This is a genomic window from Selenomonas sp. KH1T6 (assembly GCF_900108415.1).
Lineage (GTDB): Bacteria > Bacillota > Negativicutes > Selenomonadales > Selenomonadaceae > Selenomonas_B > Selenomonas_B ruminantium_A.
This window is the reverse complement of the sequence record NZ_FNWN01000024.1, coordinates 19,987-36,670: the sequence shown is the minus strand read 5'-3', so window position 1 is coordinate 36,670 and position 16,684 is coordinate 19,987. Positions and strand designations below refer to the sequence as shown.

General features: G+C 54.5%; 32 protein-coding genes. All 32 read right to left on the bottom strand.

The annotated features are described in order from the left end of the window. Positions 1 to 24: 24 nt before the first annotated feature. Complete coding sequence (locus tag BLW59_RS12795; RefSeq protein ID WP_074698084.1) at positions 25 to 594, bottom strand: YSC84-related protein; 570 nt, start codon at positions 592 to 594, stop codon at positions 25 to 27. A gap of 137 nt (positions 595 to 731) precedes the next feature. Beyond that, positions 732 to 1,070 (bottom strand): 50S ribosomal protein L17, encoded by a 339-nt coding sequence (gene rplQ / locus BLW59_RS12790; protein ID WP_029540451.1) that lies wholly within the window; start codon positions 1,068 to 1,070, stop codon positions 732 to 734. 18 nt (positions 1,071 to 1,088) lie between these two features. After that, positions 1,089 to 2,048, bottom strand: coding sequence for a DNA-directed RNA polymerase subunit alpha (locus tag BLW59_RS12785; RefSeq protein ID WP_029540452.1), 960 nt, complete (start codon positions 2,046 to 2,048; stop codon positions 1,089 to 1,091). Positions 2,049 to 2,104: 56 nt separating this feature from the next. Beyond that, positions 2,105 to 2,698 (bottom strand): 30S ribosomal protein S4, encoded by a 594-nt coding sequence (gene rpsD, locus BLW59_RS12780; protein ID WP_029540454.1) that lies wholly within the window; start codon positions 2,696 to 2,698, stop codon positions 2,105 to 2,107. A gap of 19 nt (positions 2,699 to 2,717) precedes the next feature. Continuing rightward, the gene (rpsK, locus tag BLW59_RS12775) at positions 2,718 to 3,110 is read right to left on the bottom strand and encodes a 30S ribosomal protein S11 (RefSeq protein ID WP_029540455.1); all 393 of its coding nucleotides are present in this window, start codon (positions 3,108 to 3,110) and stop codon (positions 2,718 to 2,720) included. Positions 3,111 to 3,127: 17 nt separating this feature from the next. Then, complete coding sequence (gene rpsM / locus BLW59_RS12770; RefSeq protein WP_029540456.1) at positions 3,128 to 3,499, bottom strand: 30S ribosomal protein S13; 372 nt, start codon at positions 3,497 to 3,499, stop codon at positions 3,128 to 3,130. A 30-nt stretch (positions 3,500 to 3,529) separates the two neighbouring features. Next, entirely contained in the window at positions 3,530 to 3,643 is a 114-nt protein-coding gene (rpmJ, locus tag BLW59_RS12765) for a 50S ribosomal protein L36 (RefSeq protein ID WP_014423857.1), read from the bottom strand. Between the two features lie 119 nt (positions 3,644 to 3,762). Continuing rightward, complete coding sequence (infA, locus tag BLW59_RS12760; protein ID WP_009645081.1) at positions 3,763 to 3,981, bottom strand: translation initiation factor IF-1; 219 nt, start codon at positions 3,979 to 3,981, stop codon at positions 3,763 to 3,765. 182 nt (positions 3,982 to 4,163) lie between these two features. After that, positions 4,164 to 4,808 (bottom strand): adenylate kinase, encoded by a 645-nt coding sequence (locus BLW59_RS12755; RefSeq protein ID WP_029540458.1) that lies wholly within the window; start codon positions 4,806 to 4,808, stop codon positions 4,164 to 4,166. A 27-nt stretch (positions 4,809 to 4,835) separates the two neighbouring features. Next, entirely contained in the window at positions 4,836 to 6,092 is a 1,257-nt protein-coding gene (gene secY / locus BLW59_RS12750; protein ID WP_074698083.1) for a preprotein translocase subunit SecY, read from the bottom strand. A 1-nt stretch (position 6,093) separates the two neighbouring features. Continuing rightward, positions 6,094 to 6,543, bottom strand: a complete 450-nt coding sequence (rplO, locus tag BLW59_RS12745) for a 50S ribosomal protein L15 (RefSeq protein WP_029540460.1) — start codon at positions 6,541 to 6,543, stop codon at positions 6,094 to 6,096. Positions 6,544 to 6,567: 24 nt separating this feature from the next. Next, the gene (gene rpmD / locus BLW59_RS12740) at positions 6,568 to 6,753 is read right to left on the bottom strand and encodes a 50S ribosomal protein L30 (RefSeq protein ID WP_029540462.1); all 186 of its coding nucleotides are present in this window, start codon (positions 6,751 to 6,753) and stop codon (positions 6,568 to 6,570) included. 15 nt (positions 6,754 to 6,768) lie between these two features. Next, on the bottom strand, positions 6,769 to 7,275 hold the full coding sequence (gene rpsE, locus BLW59_RS12735; protein ID WP_029540463.1) for a 30S ribosomal protein S5: 507 nt from the start codon (positions 7,273 to 7,275) through the stop codon (positions 6,769 to 6,771). 20 nt (positions 7,276 to 7,295) lie between these two features. Next, positions 7,296 to 7,655: a 50S ribosomal protein L18 gene (gene rplR, locus BLW59_RS12730; protein WP_029540464.1), complete on the bottom strand. Its 360-nt coding sequence runs from the start codon at positions 7,653 to 7,655 to the stop codon at positions 7,296 to 7,298. A gap of 30 nt (positions 7,656 to 7,685) precedes the next feature. Next, entirely contained in the window at positions 7,686 to 8,237 is a 552-nt protein-coding gene (gene rplF, locus BLW59_RS12725; RefSeq protein ID WP_029540466.1) for a 50S ribosomal protein L6, read from the bottom strand. 26 nt (positions 8,238 to 8,263) lie between these two features. After that, a complete protein-coding gene (gene rpsH / locus BLW59_RS12720) occupies positions 8,264 to 8,662 on the bottom strand; it encodes a 30S ribosomal protein S8 (RefSeq protein WP_029540468.1) in 399 nt (132 codons plus the stop codon). Between the two features lie 31 nt (positions 8,663 to 8,693). Continuing rightward, positions 8,694 to 8,879: a type Z 30S ribosomal protein S14 gene (locus BLW59_RS12715; RefSeq protein ID WP_029540469.1), complete on the bottom strand. Its 186-nt coding sequence runs from the start codon at positions 8,877 to 8,879 to the stop codon at positions 8,694 to 8,696. A gap of 17 nt (positions 8,880 to 8,896) precedes the next feature. Beyond that, entirely contained in the window at positions 8,897 to 9,436 is a 540-nt protein-coding gene (gene rplE / locus BLW59_RS12710; protein WP_029540471.1) for a 50S ribosomal protein L5, read from the bottom strand. A gap of 21 nt (positions 9,437 to 9,457) precedes the next feature. After that, on the bottom strand, positions 9,458 to 9,790 hold the full coding sequence (gene rplX, locus BLW59_RS12705; RefSeq protein WP_029540472.1) for a 50S ribosomal protein L24: 333 nt from the start codon (positions 9,788 to 9,790) through the stop codon (positions 9,458 to 9,460). A gap of 19 nt (positions 9,791 to 9,809) precedes the next feature. Continuing rightward, the gene (gene rplN, locus BLW59_RS12700) at positions 9,810 to 10,178 is read right to left on the bottom strand and encodes a 50S ribosomal protein L14 (RefSeq protein ID WP_029540473.1); all 369 of its coding nucleotides are present in this window, start codon (positions 10,176 to 10,178) and stop codon (positions 9,810 to 9,812) included. A gap of 29 nt (positions 10,179 to 10,207) precedes the next feature. Then, positions 10,208 to 10,465: a 30S ribosomal protein S17 gene (gene rpsQ, locus BLW59_RS12695; RefSeq protein ID WP_029540474.1), complete on the bottom strand. Its 258-nt coding sequence runs from the start codon at positions 10,463 to 10,465 to the stop codon at positions 10,208 to 10,210. A gap of 41 nt (positions 10,466 to 10,506) precedes the next feature. Next, positions 10,507 to 10,701 (bottom strand): 50S ribosomal protein L29, encoded by a 195-nt coding sequence (gene rpmC, locus BLW59_RS12690; RefSeq protein WP_029540475.1) that lies wholly within the window; start codon positions 10,699 to 10,701, stop codon positions 10,507 to 10,509. Continuing rightward, the gene (rplP, locus tag BLW59_RS12685; RefSeq protein ID WP_029540476.1) at positions 10,701 to 11,135 is read right to left on the bottom strand and encodes a 50S ribosomal protein L16; all 435 of its coding nucleotides are present in this window, start codon (positions 11,133 to 11,135) and stop codon (positions 10,701 to 10,703) included. The genes rpmC and rplP overlap by 1 nt, the downstream gene beginning before the upstream one ends. Further along, positions 11,135 to 11,803, bottom strand: a complete 669-nt coding sequence (gene rpsC / locus BLW59_RS12680) for a 30S ribosomal protein S3 (protein WP_029540477.1) — start codon at positions 11,801 to 11,803, stop codon at positions 11,135 to 11,137. Before rpsC ends, rplP begins: the two co-directional genes overlap by 1 nt. Positions 11,804 to 11,819: 16 nt before the next feature. Next, positions 11,820 to 12,155, bottom strand: a complete 336-nt coding sequence (rplV, locus tag BLW59_RS12675; RefSeq protein WP_029540479.1) for a 50S ribosomal protein L22 — start codon at positions 12,153 to 12,155, stop codon at positions 11,820 to 11,822. Between the two features lie 17 nt (positions 12,156 to 12,172). Continuing rightward, positions 12,173 to 12,454, bottom strand: a complete 282-nt coding sequence (rpsS, locus tag BLW59_RS12670) for a 30S ribosomal protein S19 (protein WP_029540481.1) — start codon at positions 12,452 to 12,454, stop codon at positions 12,173 to 12,175. 16 nt (positions 12,455 to 12,470) lie between these two features. After that, a complete protein-coding gene (rplB, locus tag BLW59_RS12665; RefSeq protein ID WP_029540482.1) occupies positions 12,471 to 13,301 on the bottom strand; it encodes a 50S ribosomal protein L2 in 831 nt (276 codons plus the stop codon). Positions 13,302 to 13,326: 25 nt separating this feature from the next. Then, positions 13,327 to 13,608 carry a 50S ribosomal protein L23 gene (gene rplW / locus BLW59_RS12660; RefSeq protein WP_029540483.1) on the bottom strand — a complete coding sequence of 94 codons (282 nt, stop codon included), beginning with the start codon at positions 13,606 to 13,608 and terminating at the stop codon, positions 13,327 to 13,329. Continuing rightward, entirely contained in the window at positions 13,608 to 14,231 is a 624-nt protein-coding gene (gene rplD, locus BLW59_RS12655; protein WP_029540486.1) for a 50S ribosomal protein L4, read from the bottom strand. Before rplD ends, rplW begins: the two co-directional genes overlap by 1 nt. A 23-nt stretch (positions 14,232 to 14,254) precedes the next feature. Beyond that, positions 14,255 to 14,908 (bottom strand): 50S ribosomal protein L3, encoded by a 654-nt coding sequence (rplC, locus tag BLW59_RS12650; RefSeq protein ID WP_074698082.1) that lies wholly within the window; start codon positions 14,906 to 14,908, stop codon positions 14,255 to 14,257. Positions 14,909 to 14,928: 20 nt separating this feature from the next. Beyond that, positions 14,929 to 15,240: a 30S ribosomal protein S10 gene (gene rpsJ, locus BLW59_RS12645; RefSeq protein WP_029540488.1), complete on the bottom strand. Its 312-nt coding sequence runs from the start codon at positions 15,238 to 15,240 to the stop codon at positions 14,929 to 14,931. A 248-nt stretch (positions 15,241 to 15,488) separates the two neighbouring features. After that, positions 15,489 to 16,676, bottom strand: a complete 1,188-nt coding sequence (tuf, locus tag BLW59_RS12640; protein ID WP_029540489.1) for an elongation factor Tu — start codon at positions 16,674 to 16,676, stop codon at positions 15,489 to 15,491. Positions 16,677 to 16,684 lie beyond the last annotated feature (8 nt).

Here is a 16,684-nt window from a genome sequence, read left to right as displayed (position 1 = left end):
CCACTTGCATCATACAACGTTTCCTCAATTAAGCGTCCTGTAAGGAGAAATCCTTCCCCCTTTGAAAGTAGCTTCCACAGCCAGGCCTTTTTTGTCAAGCTGATAGACCTGCACGCCCTCAGCGGTGATTGTTGCACCTGCATAGGTCACACCGTTGACGCCGTCAGTAGCATCAGCTGAAGTTTCAGAGCCAAAGTTGATCTTGCCAGAAACTAATTTATCCCAAGCTGTTTTATTCGCAATGATGAAAAGCAAGTCGTATTCCTTAGCGCCAAAATTTATGCCCAGGCTCACTTCCTTCATCTTAACATAGATTCTTTCGCCGGTATGGTTGTTTACGGCCACCCCGCGCCCGTGATCATCGCCCCAAAATCCCCATTTGACACTAGAGGCGCTGATAGTGCAATAAGCATAGGCATCCTGCACCGCCTCCTGTGCTGACGGATACTTCTGATACATGCGCTCCAGGACCTTCCCGCTCATCTCATTAAGTTCGGCACGCTGCTGGTCAGGGGTAGCCTTAGCGGCAAATACAGTGCTTGCCATCGTTAAGACCAGCATGAATAAAATCAGTTGGAAAAAATTTTTCTTCATGAGAACATCCTCCTTGTACAAAACCAACTGATGGTAATTTCTCCATGCGTCCCCCTAATCCCTGCTTCATCTTGCATTCCAGGCATCAAAAAAGCCCGCCATCCTTTGCGGATAGCGGACTTCTCATTATGTCGGAATTACACCAGCTCGATGATGCACATGGGTGCAGCGTCGCCGCGACGCACGCCGAGCTTCAGGATGCGGGTGTAGCCGCCCTGGCGGTCTGCGTACTTGCCTGCGATCTCATCGAAAAGCTTCCTCACGACATCTTCATCAGAAAGGCTGGCAATAGCCTGACGACGGGCGCTGAGGTCACCGCGCTTAGCGAGGGTGATGAGCTTCTCAGCCAGGCTCTTAAGTTCGCGAGCCTTTGCCTGGGTCGTCTCGATGCGGCCATATCTGAAGAAGGAAGTGAGAATGCTGCGCAGCAGTGCCTTACGAGCAGCACCGTTACGGCTAAGTTTACTGTGTCTCATTTATTTCCCTCTTTCCTATCAATCGTTGTTCTGCTTGAGCGAAAGTCCCAGCTCCTCGAGCTTCTTCTTGACTTCCTCCAGGGACTTGCGTCCCAGATTGCGGACCTTCATCATGTCATCTTCCGATTTCTCGGCCAGATCTGCCACGGTGTTGATATCAGCACGCTTGAGGCAGTTGAAGGAACGCACGGAGAGGTCCAGATCCTCGATGGTCATTTCCAGGACCTTGGAGGAAGTATCCACTTCCTCCTCCGGGAAGGTTGCCTCCTCCTCGATCTCCTCCTCCGTGAGGCCGTCCATGTTCTGGAACAGCTTCAGGTGCATGACCAGGATGCCGGCAGCCTTGCTGACAGCTTCCTCGGGACGCAGGGAACCGTCGGTCCAGACTTCCAGTATGAGCTTGTCATAGTCCGTGACATTGCCCACGCGGGTGTCCTGCACCGTGTAGTTCACGCGCTGCACCGGGGAGAAAATGGAATCGATGGGAATGACGCCGATGACGTCATCCGGCTTCTTGTTCTTGTCAGCCGGAGCATATCCACGGCCACGCTCAACAATCATTTCAATCTTGAGCTTGCCGGACTCGTTCACCGTGGCAATGTGCAGGTCAGGATTGAGGACTTCGATGTCTTCGTCACAGATGACGTCAGCACCAGTGACCTCTTTCTCACCCTCCACATCGATGCGGATGGTACGAGGCTCGCTGCCCTGCATCTTGAGGCAGAGCTGCTTCAGGTTCAGCACGATGTTGGTCACATCGTCGCGTACTCCGGGGATGGTGGAGAACTCATGGAGCACACCATCGATTCTGATGGAGGTAATTGCAGCACCTTCCAGGGAGGACAGGAGCATACGGCGCAGGCTGTTGCCAAAGGTGGTGCCGTAGCCACGCTCCAAAGGCTCACAGATGAACTTGCCGTAGCGGTTATCCTCACTGATCTCCGCAATTTCAATTTTCGGTTTCTCGATGTCAATCATCTTGAAGTAACCTCCTCAAATAACAATAACGCTATGCACAAAGGCACAAAAGATCATTATTTGGAGTACAACTCGACGATAGCCTGCTCATTGACAGGAACATCAATCTCGTCACGGTTCGGGAAACGGGTGACCTTGCCGGTGAGACCAGCCTGGTCAGCCTCGAGCCATGCGGGAGCGGACAGATGGTTGCTGCTCTCCTTGAGCTCCTTGAAGAAGGCGCCCTGCTGGCTCTTCTCAGACACAGCGATGACGTCGCCAACGGAAACCAGAGCGGAGGGGATATCCACGCGCTTGCCGTTCACAGTGAAGTGACCGTGGTTCACCAGCTGACGAGCCTGACGACGGGTGTTGGCGAGGCCAAGACGGAAAACCACGTTGTCAAGGCGGCGCTCCAGGAGACCGAGGAGGTTCTCACCGGTAACGCCCTGCATCTTCTTTGCCTTATCATAATATCCACGGAACTGCTTCTCCAGCACACCGTAGATGAACTTTGCCTTCTGCTTCTCTTTCAGCTGGAGGCCATACTCGGACACCTTGCGGTTGGTACGGCGCGGCTGACGCTTGGATTCCTTGGAACGGCCGATTACCGCGGGCTCGAGGCCGAGGGCACGGCAACGCTTAATGGCGGGAACTCTATCAATTGCCATTAGAAAAATGCACCTCCTATTAAACTCTTCTACGCTTCGGCGGACGGCAGCCGTTGTGCGGGATCGGGGTAACGTCCTTGATCATGCTGACCTCAAGGCCCGTAGCCTGCAGGGAACGGATTGCTGCCTCACGGCCGGCACCGGGGCCCTTTACATAGACCTCGACCTGCTTCAGACCGTGCTCCATAGCTGCCTTGGCTGCCGTCTCGGCTGCCATCTGAGCAGCGAACGGAGTGCTCTTGCGGGAACCACGGAAACCGAGGCCGCCAGCGCTTGCCCAGGAAAGTGCATTGCCGCTCCTGTCAGTGAGCGTGACAATGGTGTTGTTGAACGTAGAGCTGATGTGCGCTACGCCATATTCGACGTTCTTGCGAACTTTTTTCTTCGTGCGGACTGCTTTCTTAACTGCCACCAGTTAACCCTCCTTCATTAGTCTTTCTTCTTGCCTGCAACGGCCTTTTTCGGGCCTTTACGGGTGCGGGCATTGTTTTTGGTGTTCTGTCCACGGACAGGAAGGCCGAGACGGTGGCGGCGGCCACGGTAGCAGCCGATATCAACGAGTCTCTTGATGTCCATCTGACGCTCGCGGCGAAGGTCACCTTCAACCACCACGTTCTTATCGATAGCATCACGAAGCTTAACCACTTCGTCCTCCGTGAGGTCACGAGTACGGGTATCAGCGTTAACGCCAGTCATGGCGAGCAACTTCTTGGAAGTCGTAAGACCAATACCATAGATGTAAGTCAAAGCAATTTCAATTCTCTTGTCACGGGGCAAATCTACACCGGCAATACGTGCCATTAATAAAGCACCTCCTTATAAATCAAATAATCAACCTTGTCTCTGTTTATGCTTAGGATTCTCGCAGATGACCATGACACGGCCCTTGCGCTTGATGACTTTGCATTTTTCACAGATACGCTTCACTGACGGCTTAACCTTCATTAAAGTATGCCTCCTTTTCCTTATTGTCAGTCTGTCATTTCTCGAGTATATCATCTTTTTGCCCCCCTGCAAAGCATTTTTTGCAGGAAATGCAAAAATTTTTTCGAGGGCAGCTGACCTTATTTGAATCGGTAGGTTATACGGCCACGGGTCAAGTCATAGGGCGTAAGCTCAATGGTGACTTTGTCCCCTGGCAGGATACGGATGAAGTTCATGCGGATCTTGCCGGATACATGAGCCAGTACAACATGACCATTTTCAAGCTCGACCTGAAACATTGCGTTGGGCAGTGCTTCCAGGACTTTGCCTTCTACTTCAATAACATCTTGTTTTGACATGTTCTTCCCCTTTACCTTAACTTGGTTGGGCCAAAGTCATTCCAAAGGAGCTTTTTCATTTCTAATGCCATGCCCAACAACAGAACATTATTAAATTCATAATTATATCATTCGTATCATTGCAAGGGGGCGGCCATATAGGCCGCCCTCGCAACAATACATGGAAGTTTTTAAGCTTCCCTTCAGCCCTTGAGGACTGCAACCAGGCTTTCTGTCACCTTGCTGATTTCCTGACGGCCATCAACTTCGGCATAGATGCCTGCTGCTGTGTAGTAATCGATGAGAGGCTTCGTGGACTCTTCGTACTTCTTCAGACGATTGCCCATGGTCTCGGCGGTATCATCGGCGCGCTGATAAAGCTCGCCGCCGCATTCATCGCACTTGCCCTCAGCCTTAGTCGGGTTGAATTTCAGGTGGTAGGTTGCACCACAAGCTTTGCAGATGCGGCGGCCTACAGCACGCTCGATGAGCTCGCTTGACGGAACGCTGATGTTCAGCACCTTGTCAAGCGCCAGGCCCAGGTCCTGAAGGATGCCCTTCAGTGCATCGGCCTGTCCCACTGTACGGGGGAACCCATCCAGGATGAAGCCCTTCTTGCAATCGTCCTTGGCAAGCCTGTCGCGGACAATGCCGATGGTGACTTCATCAGGCACGAGATTTCCGGCATCGATGAAGGCTTTCGCCTGCTTGCCCATCTCTGTACCTTCCTTGATGGCGGCCCGGAACATATCCCCAGTGGAGATATGAGGAACACCCAGTTCCTTTACCAGTGCAGCCGCCTGCGTGCCCTTGCCGGCACCCGGGGGGCCCATTAACAAGATATGCATGTTTATGCCTCCTTATTTTATGACCCCTTACTTCATGAACCCTTCGTAGTGGCGCATAACCACCATAGACTCAATCTGCTTCATGGTCTGGAGGGCAACGCCCACCACAATCAGCAGTGCCGTACCGCCAAAGTACACGCCTTCAATGTGAGTGGCTGCCGCAATCATATTGGGCAGTACTGCAATGAAAGCCAGGAAAATGGAGCCGGCCAGAGTGATGCGGGTCATGACATGGTCAAGATAGTCTGCCGTCGGCTGGCCCGGGCGGATGCCAGGGATGAAGCCGCCGTATTTCTTGAGGTTCTCTGCCATATCCGATATCTTTACAGTAACCGCAGTATAGAAGTAAGTAAAGAACACGATGAGCAGGACGTATAGTGCCGTCTGCAATGGTGTTCCCCACTGCAAATAACTGGCAACGGTCTTTACCCAGGGCACTTCAATGAACTGGGCAATGGTCACTGGAAACATCAGCACGGATGACGCAAAGATGATGGGAATCACGCCTGCCTGGTTCACCTTCAGGGGGATATGGCTGGAATGACCGCCATAGGCCCGCTGGCTCCCCACCCGCTTCGCATAGGAAATGGGTATATGGCGGAAGCCGGTTTCCACGTGGATTACGAACACGATCATCGCTACTGCGATGACCATGAACATAAACACACTGAAGTAACTGATGGTGCCTGCCTGGACGTAATGGTAAATGGTTCCGATGTTCTTGGGGAGCGCCGCCACGATGCCGGCAAAGATGATAAGGGATATGCCGTTACCAACTCCCTGGGCTGTGATCTGCTCACCCAGCCACATCAGGAATACCGTACCAGCCGTAAGTGTAATCGCAATGATGAGGATGTTCACCGGGCTGGGATTCAGGATAGCGGCTTTGAGTCCGATGGACATGCCGATAGCCTGGAGGAAAGCCAGCACTACCGTGAGGTAGCGGGTGACTTTCGTAGTCTTCTTGTGCCCCTCTGCCCCTTCTTTGGACCACTGTTCCAGCGTGGGAATGACAACATTCAGCAGCTGGATGATGATGGCCGCGTTGATGTAGGGGGTGATGCTCATGGCAAAGATAGAGAACTTGCTGAAAGCACCACCGGAGAAGAGGTCAAGGAGACCGAAGAGGCTGCCATTGGCAAAAAGTTGCTCGATCGCCGCTGGGTCAACCCCGGGGACGGGGATGTGAGTCCCCATCCGGAAGATCGCGAACATGATGAGAGTGAAGATGATCTTATCTCGCAGTTCGGGAATCTTGAAGATGTTGCCAAGGGCTGCGAGCACCTTACTTCACCTCAATTTTTTCGATCTGACCGCCAGCAGCGGTGATCTTCTCCTCTGCGGACTTGGTGAAACCGTTGGCACGGACGGTGAGCTTCTTGGTGAGCTCGCCCTTGCCAAGGATGCGGATGCCGTCACGGACATTCTTCAGGATGCCGCTCTCAACCAGAGCTACGGGATCAACCACTGCGCCATCCTCAAAACGGTTCAGGCTCTCAACGTTGACCTCTGCAAAGGTCTTGGCCCAGATATTCTTGAAGCCGCGCTTCGGCAGACGACGATAGATGGGCATCTGGCCACCCTCGAAGCCGGTGCGGACACCGCCGCCGCTACGGGAGTTCTGGCCCTTCATGCCGCGGCCGGAAGTCTTGCCGTTGCCGGAGCCGAGGCCGCGGCCAACGCGATTGCGCTCCTTACGGGAGCCTTCTGCGGGCTGTAATTCATGTAACTTCATGCTTGCACCTCCTGTCCTCTAGAATTATTCTGCAATCTCTTCCACAGAGATCAAATGCTCAACCTTGTGGAGCTGGCCACGCACAGCCGGATTGTCCGGCAGGATGGAAACAGAGTTCACCTTGCGCAGGCCGAGAGCGCGGACAGTGCGGCGCTGGGTCTCAGGACGGCCAATGAGGCTCCTCTTGAGCGTAACTTTCACTTTTGCCATTGCGTAAGAGCCTCCTTAACCTAAAATCTCAGCGACAGTCTTGCCACGGAGCTCAGCCACAATCTCGGGCTGCTTGAGAGCCTTGAGGCCCTCCATGGCTGCACGCACCATGTTGTTGGGGTTGGAAGAACCCAGGGACTTGGTCAGGATGTCATGAACGCCTGCCAGCTCCAGTACGGCACGCACGGGGCCGCCGGCGATAACACCGGTACCTTTGGCAGCCGGCTTCATCATAACCTGGCCTGCACCGAAGATGCCCAGCATCTCGTGGGGAATGGTACGGTTGTCCTTCAGGGCAACAGTGATGAGGTTCTTCTTTGCATCCTCGACACCCTTGCGGATAGCCTCGGGAACCTCAGCAGCCTTGCCGAGACCTACACCGACCTTGCCCTTCTTGTTGCCGACCACAACCAGGGCGCTGAAGGAGAAGCGGCGGCCGCCCTTGACGACTTTCGCAACTCGGTTAATGTATACAACTTTCTCCTCGAACTCCGGAGTTTCGTTGTCCATATTTCTAGCCATTCATTTACCTCCTTTGTTTTTTAGAATTTCAGGCCAGCTTCACGAGCGGCCTCAGCCAGTGCTGCCACGCGGCCGTGGTACACATAACCGCCACGGTCGAAGACTACCTCGCTGATGCCCTTCTCCAGAGCACGCTTGGCAATCTCGGCACCGATAGCCTTGGCGGCCTCGATGTTGCCGCCGTAATTCTCGAAGCCCTTGTCCTGAGTGCTGGCGGAAACCAGGGTCATGCCCTTCTCATCGTCGATGATCTGAGCATAGATGTTGGCAAGGCTCCTGTAAACATTGAGGCGCGGACGAGCCGCAGTGCCAGCGATATGGTTGCGGACACGCAGGTGACGCTTCTGACGTGCCTTGTTCTTATCTGCCTTAATAAGCACAGAGATTCACTCCTTTCTCGAGTCAGTTCCTTATTTCTTGCCCTTAGCGCCGGCTTTACCCTCTTTGCGACGGATATGCTCGCCAGCGTACTTGATACCCTTGCCCTTGTAAGGCTCAGGCTCACGGAAGCTGCGGATCTCTGCAGCGATCTGGCCGACAACTTCCTTGTCGATGCCGGAAACCGTGATGGAGGTAGCGGTGGGCACATCGAAGGTGATGCCTTCGGGGGGCTCAACCACAACCGGGTGGGAGAAACCAAGGGACAGGTTCAGGTTCTTGCCCTGCTTCTGGGCACGATAACCAACACCTGCGATCTCGAGGTTCTTCTGATAGCCTTCCGTCACACCAACAACCATGTTGTTGATGAGGGTACGGGAGAGGCCATGGAGAGACCTGTGCATTTTATCATCAGACGGACGCTCCACAGTGAGAACGCCATTGTCGATGGTTACTTTCATTTCCGGGCTGATCTGGCGGGAAAGTTCACCTTTCGGGCCTTTGACTTTCACCAGATTGTCCTCGCCGACCGTAACGGTTACGCCTGCGGGGATCTCAATCGGTGCTCTACCAATTCTTGACATCTGTACACCTCCTGACTATTTTTCAATTACCAAACGTATGCGATGACTTCGCCGCCGAGACCGGCCTTGCGAGCCTGCTTGTCGCTCATGATCCCCTTGGAAGTGGAGATGATGGCGATGCCGAGGCCGCCCAGCACGCGGGGCAGCTCATCGTGCTTTGCATACTGGCGAAGACCAGGCTTGGAAATACGCTTGATACCGGAGATAACCTTCTCGCGGTTCGGGCCATACTTCAGGGAAATCGTGATGACACCCTGCTTGTTGTCCTCGTTGAAAGAATAGTCCTTGATGAAGCCCTCTTCCTTCAGGACCTCTGCGATAGCGGTCTTGATCTTGGAACCGGGGACATCCACCGTCTCGTGGAATACAGAGTTTGCATTGCGCAAACGGGTCAGCATATCTGCAATAGGATCAGTCATTACCATGAATCGATATCCTCCTTTCAAATAATAAGAATTACCAGCTAGCCTTGGTCACGCCAGGAATAGCGCCCGCGTAGCTCTGCTCGCGGAAGCAGATGCGGCACATGTCAAACTTGCGCATGTAGCCATGGGGACGGCCGCAGATCTTGCAACGGTTGTACTGACGAGTAGAGAACTTTGGCTCTTTGCTCCACTTCTCTACCATAGACTTCTTTGCCATGAGCTTCTTTCCTCCTCTTATGCTTTGAACGGCATACCCATGAGTTTCAGGAGCTCTCTGGCTTCCTCATCCGTCTGTGCCGTCGTAACGATAACAATGTTCATGCCACGGATCTTGTCGATCTTATCGTACTCGATTTCCGGGAAAATGAGCTGTTCTTTGAGACCGACAGCGTAGTTGCCACGGCCGTCGAAGGCAGTGCCGGACACACCACGGAAGTCACGGACGCGGGGCAGAGCCACGTTCATGAACTTGTCGAGGAACTGGTACATGCGCTCGCCGCGCAGGGTCACCTTGCAGCCGATGGGCATGCCCTCACGGAGCTTCCAGGCAGCCAGGGACTTCTTGGCGCGGGTGAGGAGTGGCTTCTGGCCGGCGATGATGGTGAGGTCGCTCACAGCGGAGTCGAGAGCCTTGGGGTTGCCCACAGCCTCGCCAACGCCCATGTTGATGATGACCTTCTCAACCTTAGGAAGCTGCATCACGTTCTTGTAGCCGAACTTCTCAGTGAGTGCCGGCACAACTTCCTTCTGGTACTTTTCCTGTAATCTATCCAATGTATTTCCTCCTTCCTTCAATTATTTGGTCTGGTCGATGACTTCGCCGCACTTCTTGCAGACGCGGACGTTCTTGCCATTGACTTCCTTGTGAGCTACGCGGGTAGCCTTGGAGCAGGCGGGGCAGACCAGCATGACCTTGCAGGCATGCATGGGAGCTTCCTTCACCAGGATACCGCCCTGAGGAGCCTTCACGTTCGGCTTCGTGTGACGCTTAACCTTGTTCACGCCCTCAACGACAACCTTGCCCTTCTTCGGCATAGCAGCCACAACCTTGCCCTGCTTGCCCTTATCTTTGCCGGACAGCACGACAACCGTGTCGCCCTTCTTCACGTTCAGTTTAACGAGTGACAAAATAGCACCTCCTCACGAATTAAAGTACTTCAGGAGCCAGGGAGACGATCTTCATGAAGTCTTTGTCGCGAAGCTCTCTAGCTACCGGTCCGAAAATACGAGTGCCCTTCGGAGTCTTGTCTTCCTTGATGATGACGGCTGCATTCTCGTCGAAACGGATGTAGGAACCGTCAGCACGGCGCAGGCCCTTCACGCTGCGGACAACCACAGCCTTGACCACGTCGCCCTTCTTCACCTGACCGCCAGGAGCTGCGGATTTCACGGCTGCGACGATGATGTCGCCGATGTTAGCGTACTTGCGGTAAGAGCCGCCAAGCACGCGGATGCACATGATTTCTTTCGCGCCCGTGTTGTCGCCAACATTCAGGATAGTTTGCTGCTGAATCATTATGTAACCTCCTTCTTCGTGTATTTGGCTTACTTAGCGCGCTCGATAACCTCGACCACTCTCCAACGCTTGGTCTTGGAAAGGGGACGGGTCTCCATCAGGGACACCTTATCGCCAACATGCGCATCGTTCTTCTCGTCATGCGCATGGAATTTCACAGTCCTCTTGACCGGCTTCTTGTAAAGCTTGTGCTGCTCGATCTCCTCGATAGCAACCACAACGGTCTTGTCCATCTTGTCGGAAATAACCTTGCCGACCTTAGTCTTACGTACGTTTCTCTCGCTCATTAGGGAGCCTCCTTCCTTCTGCATATCACTTGTTTTGCGCCTTAGGCCTTGGCAGCCTGCTCGCGCTGGATCGTCTTGATGCGGGCGATCGTCTTCTTCACATCTTTGATACGCATCGGGTTGTCAAGCTGGCCGGTGGCGAGCTGGAAACGGAGGTTGAAGAGCTCCTCTTTGAGCGAAGCAAGCTTCTGGTTCAGTTCGTCTGCGTTCATCTCGCGAATCTCATTAACCTTCATTATGCTTCACCACCCTCTGCAACAGTGTCTTCCTTAGTCACGAACTTGGTCTTGATGGGCAGCTTGTGGCCTGCAAGGCGCATTGCCTCACGGGCAACTTCCTTGGACACGCCGTCCATCTCGAAGAGGACGCGGCCCGGCTTCACAACTGCTACCCAGTACTCGGGGGAGCCCTTACCGGAACCCATGCGGGTCTCAGCCGGCTTTGCGGTTACGGGCTTGTCCGGGAAAATCTTGATCCAGACCTGGCCGCCACGCTTGATGTAACGGGTCATAGCGATACGGGCTGCCTCGATCTGACGGTTGGTGATCCAGGCGGGCTCAAGAGCCACCAGACCGAACTCACCATGGCTCACAGTGTTGCCGCGATGAGCCTTGCCCTTCATGCGGCCACGGAACTGCTTGCGATATTTAACTCTCTTAGGAAGTAACATTAAGCTTCGCTCCCTTCGCTGGCAACTTTACGCTGCTTTCTCTCCGGAAGGACTTCGCCCTTGAAGATCCAAACCTTGATACCGATGCGGCCATACGTGGTATGAGCCTCAGCCGTGCCGTAATCGATGTCTGCACGGAGTGTGTGAAGGGGAATGCTGCCCTCACGATAGCTTTCGCTGCGAGCGATCTCTGCACCGCCGAGACGGCCTGCGCAGGTGATCTTGATGCCCTTGGCGCCCAGGCGCATGGTGCGGCCCACGGACTGCTTCATGGCACGGCGGAAAGCGATGCGGCGCTCCAGCTGGGAAGCGATGTTCTCAGCCACCAGAGTTGCATCCATATCCGGCTGCTTGATCTCAGCGATGTTGATGTCAACGCGCTTCTCGGTGTAGCTCTTGAGGCCTTCCTTGATCTGCTCGATGCCGGAACCACCGCGGCCGATAACCATGCCCGGCTTTGCGGTGTGGATGGTGATCTTGAGGCGGTTCTTGGTGCGCTCCGTCTCAATCCTGGAGATTCCTGCTGCCAGGAGGCTCTTCTTCAGGTAATCACGAATCTTGATATCTTCATGCAGGTTCTCTGCAAAATCTTTATCTGCATACCACTTGGCATCCCACTGCTTGACAATGCCAAGGCGAATACCATGCGGATTAACTTTCTGACCCAATCCGTTTCCCTCCTTCTTAGTTCTTCTCGTTGACGACGATGGTCACATGGCTCGTGCGCTTCAGGATCTTGAAAGCCTGACCGCGGGAACGCGGATGGATGCGCTTGAGGGTGGGACCCTGATCAACGAAGGCGGAGGAAACGTAGAGCTTGTCCACGTCCATGTCGAAGTTGTTCTCAGCGTTGGCAACAGCGCTGCGCAGAACCTTCTCGACAACTTCAGCGCCAACCTTCGGCGTGAACTTCAAAATCGCAAATGCTTCAGCGACGTTCTTGCCACGGATGAGATCCATGACCACACGAACCTTGCGCGGAGCGATGCGAACGTATTTAGCTACTGCTTTTGATTCCACAACGATTCTCCTTTCGCTTACTTCAGTGAGGTCTTGCGCTCTTCGCCGGCATGGCCTTTGAAAGTGCGCGTCGGTGCGAACTCACCCAGCTTATGGCCGACCATGTCCTCAGTGACATAGACAGGCACATGCTTGCGTCCATCATGGACAGCAATGGTATGACCGACGAAGTCCGGGAAAATCGTGGAGCTTCTGGACCAAGTCTTGACAACCTTTTTATCGTTAGCTTCGTTGAGAGCCGTGATCTTCTTCATGAGGCTTTCTTCAACGAAAGGGCCCTTCTTAATGGATCTTGACAAAGTTTATCCCCCTCTCTTACTTCGTGCGGTGCTTCACTATGAGGCTTTCGGAAGCCTTGTTCTTGCGACGGGTCTTCGTACCCATAGCGCACTTGCCCCACTTGGTAACAGGGTTCTTGCGGCCAACAGGGGAACGGCCCTCACCACCGCCGTGCGGATGGTCATTCGGGTTCATGGCAACGCCGCGGTTCTCCGGACGGATACCGAGCCAACGGCTGCGGCCTGCCTTACCGAGAGTGATGTTCTCATGCTCCAGGTTGCCAACTTCACCGATGGTAGCACGGCAGTTGATGTGAACCTTGCGGAGCTCGCCAGACGGCATACGGAGCAGAGCATAGTTGCCCTCTTTTGCCATGAGCTGTGCGCTGGTGCCAGCGGAACGAACGAGCTGTGCACCCTTGCCGATCTTCAGCTCGACAGCGTGAACGGTAGTACCTACCGGGATGTTCTTCAAGGGGAGGGCATTGCCCACCTTGATGTCGGCCTCGGGGCCGGACTCAACCATATCGCCTACCTTGAGGCCATTGGGAGCCAGGATGTAGCGCTTCTCGCCGTCAACGTAGTTGAGGAGAGCGATGCGGGCGCTGCGGTTCGGATCGTACTCGATGGTAGCCACGCGAGCGGGGATGCCGTCCTTAGTGCGCTTGAAGTCGATGATACGATAGAGGCGCTTGTGGCCGCCGCCCTGATGGCGAACGGTCAGGCGACCCTGCTGATTGCGGCCGCCGTTCTTCTTCAGGCGCTCAGTCAGGGATTTCTCAGGCTTGTCGGTGGTGATCTCGTCGAAAGAAGCGACGGTCATGAAACGACGGCCTGCAGAATAGGGTTTAAAGGATTTTACTGCCACTTGTATTTACCTCCTTCTTCTAAGATTAGGCCTGGAAGAACTCGATGCTTTCGCCAGCAGCGAGCTTCACAATAGCCTTTTTATAGTCAGGGCGCTTGCCGATGGTGCGGCCCATGCGCTTGGTCTTGCCGAGAACATTCACGGTGTTGACCTTCTCAACCTTGACATTGAATACCTCGGCCACAGCCTTGGCAATCTCGATCTTGTTGGCGGCCTTCGCCACAACGAAGACGTATTTGCCCTCAGCCATCAGCTGGGTCGTACGCTCGGTGATGAGCGGACGGATCAGGATTTCACGTGCTTCCATTATGCGAATACCTCCTCGATACGGGCGACGGCATCCTTGGTGACAAAGAGCTTGCCATGGTTCAGGATGTCATGGACATTGAGGCCCAGAGCCGTGATGGCCTTCACGCCCGGAATGTTGCGTGCGGACTTCTCAACAGCCTCAGCTTCATCAGCAGTGATGAAGAGAGCCTTCTTCTCGACGCTGAAGCTCTTCAGCACCTCGACCATCTGCTTGGTCTTGGGAGCATCGAAAGCGAGCTTGTCGAGAACGATGAGGTCGCCGCTCTTAACCTTGTCGGAAAGAGCGCACTTGAGTGCCAGACGGCGCTGCTTGCGAGGCATGGTGAAAGCGTACTTGCGGGGATGGGGTCCGAAAACCGTACCGCCGCCAACCCACAACGGGCTGCGGGTGGAACCGCTGCGAGCGCGGCCCGTGCCCTTCTGCTTCCAGGGCTTGCGGCCGCCGCCACGAACGAAGCCACGAGTCTTGGTGGCATGAGTGCCGAGGCGCTGAGCGGCAAGCTGCATGATAACGGCCTGATGGAGAAGACCTGCGTTCATCTCTACGCCGAAAATGTTGTCATTGAGCTCGATATCGCCAACCTGCTTGTTAGCGATGTCATAAACTGCTACGTTAGCCATAATTTGGGGTATCCTCCTTCCAATTAGTTTTTAGCCTGCTTTGCGGGCTTGACAGTGTCTTTGATCACAACAAAGCTCTTCTTGGGGCCCGGGATAGCACCCTTGATGAGGATGAGGTTGCGGTCAGTATCCACACGGACAACCGTGAGGCGCTGCACCGTAACGCGCTCGCCACCCATGCGGCCAGGGAGCTTCTTGCCCTTCAGCACGCGTCCGCCGGGGCCGGAAATCATAGCACCAGTGGAACCGGGCTCACGATGAGACTTGGAACCATGTCCCATGGGGCCGCGTGCGAAGTTGTGACGCTTGATACCGCCGGCAAAGCCCTTGCCCTTGGAGGTACCCGTTACATCAACTAACTCACCTGCAGCGAATATATCAACGCCGATGGAATCACCGACTTTATATTCAGAAGGATCCTGAAGGCGCATCTCGCGAATGAACTTGACCGGCTTCACACCAGCCTTGTCGAAATGGCCTTTCATTGGCTTGTTGACCTTGTTCTCCTTGATTTCGCCAAAGCCGAGCTGCACTGCGTTGTAGCCGTCGGTCTCAACAGTCTTGTTCTGAATGACGATGTTGCCACCGGCCTCCACAACAGTTACGGGAACGACCTTGCCTTCTTCCGTGAAGATCTGGGTCATGCCAAGTTTTCTACCTAAAATTGCTTTAGACATTCATTCCACCTCCCCTGGGATTAAAGTTTGATTTCAATGTCCACGCCAGCCGGAAGGTCGAGACGCATGAGAGCATCAACGGTCTTGTTGGTCGGCTGCAGGATGTCAATAAGGCGCTTATGGGTGCGCATCTCGAACTGCTCACGGGAGTCCTTGTTGACATGCGGGGAACGCAGAATCGTGTAGATGTTTTTCTCCGTCGGGAGGGGAATCGGGCCGGACACCATAGCGCCGGTCTTCTTTGCAGTATCCACAATCTTTACTGCACTCTGATCGAGGGCTTTATGATCATAAGCCTTCAAACGGATTCTGATTTTCTGTTGCTTAGACAATGTGTTTTCCTCCTTATCGTCCAGGCTCTTGCAATGAAGATGTCCTGTCCATGCAGGGCTGAAAGACTTTCAGTCTTGCATGGACAGGACATCCCCATGGCCCAAACATTTCTCCGTAGCAGTTCCCTTGGAACCAGGCCAAGCCATCTGCCACGTCATCGCATGGGGGTGTACCTGTTTGTTTCAACCCTCTAAATAAGAGCGACGCGAGCGCCGCTCTTACAAAGGGATTTGAATGTCGTTAAAACTTAAGCTTCAACCTCGGTCACGCGGCCGGCGCCAACAGTGTGGCCACCCTCGCGGATAGCGAAGCGGAGACCCTTCTCGATAGCGATCGGGGTGATGAGCTCAACGTCCATCTCGACGTTATCGCCAGGCATAACCATCTCAGTGCCCTCGGGCAGACGGACAACACCGGTAACGTCAGTCGTACGGAAGTAGAACTGAGGACGGTAGTTGGTGAAGAACGGAGTGTGACGGCCGCCCTCTTCCTTGGTCAGGACGTAAACCTGAGCCTTGAACTTGGTGTGGGGGTTGATGGTGCCGGGCTTAGCCAGAACCTGGCCGCGCTCGATCTCCTTACGGTCAACACCGCGGAGCAGAGCACCGATGTTATCGCCAGCCACAGCGCTGTCGAGCATCTTGCGGAACATCTCGATGCCGGTAACAACGGTGGACTTCGGCTCATCCTGCAGGCCGACGATCTCAACAGTATCGTTCAGCTTCAGCTCGCCACGCTCCACACGGCCGGTAGCAACGGTGCCGCGGCCGGTGATGGTGAACACGTCCTCAACAGGCATGAGGAAGGGCTTGTCGGTGTCACGGGTCGGAGTCGGGATGTACTCGTCAACAGCATCCATGAGCTCGTAGATCTTAGCCTTCATGGCATCGTCACCCTCGAGAGCCTTCAGAGCGGAGCCGGAAACAACGGGGATGTCATCGCCGGGGAACTCGTAGCTGGAGAGCAGCTCGCGAACTTCCATCTCAACGAGCTCGAGGAGCTCGGGATCGTCAACCTGGTCAACCTTGTTCAGGAAGACAACGATAGCGGGCACGCCCACCTGACGAGCGAGCAGGATGTGCTCACGGGTCTGAGGCATGGGGCCATCAGCTGCGGAAACAACCAGGATTGCACCGTCCATCTGAGCAGCGCCGGTGATCATGTTCTTGACATAGTCAGCATGGCCCGGGCAGTCAACGTGAGCATAGTGACGCTTCTCGGTCTCATACTCAACGTGAGCGGTGTTGATGGTGATACCGCGCTCGCGCTCCTCAGGAGCCTTATCGATATCAGCGTAATCCTCGAACTTAGCCATGCCCTTCTCGGACAGGCACTTCGTGATTGCAGCAGTCAGAGTAGTCTTGCCATGGTCAACGTGACCGATGGTGCCGATGTTGACATGCGGCTTAGTTCTCTCAAACTTTTCTTTTGCCATTGATTTTT

What these genes read in the sequence shown, in the direction of transcription:
- BLW59_RS12795 (WP_074698084.1), bottom strand. Translation starts at nt 594, where the DNA reads ATGAAGAAAAATTTTTTCCAACTGATTTTATTCATGCTGGTCTTAACG.
- rplQ (WP_029540451.1), bottom strand. Translation starts at nt 1,070, where the DNA reads ATGAGACACAGTAAACTTAGCCGTAACGGTGCTGCTCGTAAGGCACTG.
- BLW59_RS12785 (WP_029540452.1), bottom strand. Translation starts at nt 2,048, where the DNA reads ATGATTGACATCGAGAAACCGAAAATTGAAATTGCGGAGATCAGTGAG.
- rpsD (WP_029540454.1), bottom strand. Translation starts at nt 2,698, where the DNA reads ATGGCAATTGATAGAGTTCCCGCCATTAAGCGTTGCCGTGCCCTCGGC.
- rpsM (WP_029540456.1), bottom strand. Translation starts at nt 3,499, where the DNA reads ATGGCACGTATTGCCGGTGTAGATTTGCCCCGTGACAAGAGAATTGAA.
- rpmJ (WP_014423857.1), bottom strand. Translation starts at nt 3,643, where the DNA reads ATGAAGGTTAAGCCGTCAGTGAAGCGTATCTGTGAAAAATGCAAAGTC.
- infA (WP_009645081.1), bottom strand. Translation starts at nt 3,981, where the DNA reads ATGTCAAAACAAGATGTTATTGAAGTAGAAGGCAAAGTCCTGGAAGCA.
- BLW59_RS12755 (WP_029540458.1), bottom strand. Translation starts at nt 4,808, where the DNA reads ATGCATATCTTGTTAATGGGCCCCCCGGGTGCCGGCAAGGGCACGCAG.
- rplO (WP_029540460.1), bottom strand. Translation starts at nt 6,543, where the DNA reads ATGAAGTTACATGAATTACAGCCCGCAGAAGGCTCCCGTAAGGAGCGC.
- rpmD (WP_029540462.1), bottom strand. Translation starts at nt 6,753, where the DNA reads ATGGCAAAAGTGAAAGTTACGCTCAAGAGGAGCCTCATTGGCCGTCCT.
- rpsE (WP_029540463.1), bottom strand. Translation starts at nt 7,275, where the DNA reads ATGGCTAGAAATATGGACAACGAAACTCCGGAGTTCGAGGAGAAAGTT.
- rplF (WP_029540466.1), bottom strand. Translation starts at nt 8,237, where the DNA reads ATGTCAAGAATTGGTAGAGCACCGATTGAGATCCCCGCAGGCGTAACC.
- rpsH (WP_029540468.1), bottom strand. Translation starts at nt 8,662, where the DNA reads ATGGTAATGACTGATCCTATTGCAGATATGCTGACCCGTTTGCGCAAT.
- BLW59_RS12715 (WP_029540469.1), bottom strand. Translation starts at nt 8,879, where the DNA reads ATGGCAAAGAAGTCTATGGTAGAGAAGTGGAGCAAAGAGCCAAAGTTC.
- rplN (WP_029540473.1), bottom strand. Translation starts at nt 10,178, where the DNA reads ATGATTCAGCAGCAAACTATCCTGAATGTTGGCGACAACACGGGCGCG.
- rpsQ (WP_029540474.1), bottom strand. Translation starts at nt 10,465, where the DNA reads ATGAGCGAGAGAAACGTACGTAAGACTAAGGTCGGCAAGGTTATTTCC.
- rpmC (WP_029540475.1), bottom strand. Translation starts at nt 10,701, where the DNA reads ATGAAGGTTAATGAGATTCGCGAGATGAACGCAGACGAACTGAACCAG.
- rplP (WP_029540476.1), bottom strand. Translation starts at nt 11,135, where the DNA reads ATGTTACTTCCTAAGAGAGTTAAATATCGCAAGCAGTTCCGTGGCCGC.
- rplW (WP_029540483.1), bottom strand. Translation starts at nt 13,608, where the DNA reads ATGGAAGCACGTGAAATCCTGATCCGTCCGCTCATCACCGAGCGTACG.
- rplD (WP_029540486.1), bottom strand. Translation starts at nt 14,231, where the DNA reads ATGGCTAACGTAGCAGTTTATGACATCGCTAACAAGCAGGTTGGCGAT.
- rplC (WP_074698082.1), bottom strand. Translation starts at nt 14,908, where the DNA reads ATGTCTAAAGCAATTTTAGGTAGAAAACTTGGCATGACCCAGATCTTC.
- tuf (WP_029540489.1), bottom strand. Translation starts at nt 16,676, where the DNA reads ATGGCAAAAGAAAAGTTTGAGAGAACTAAGCCGCATGTCAACATCGGC.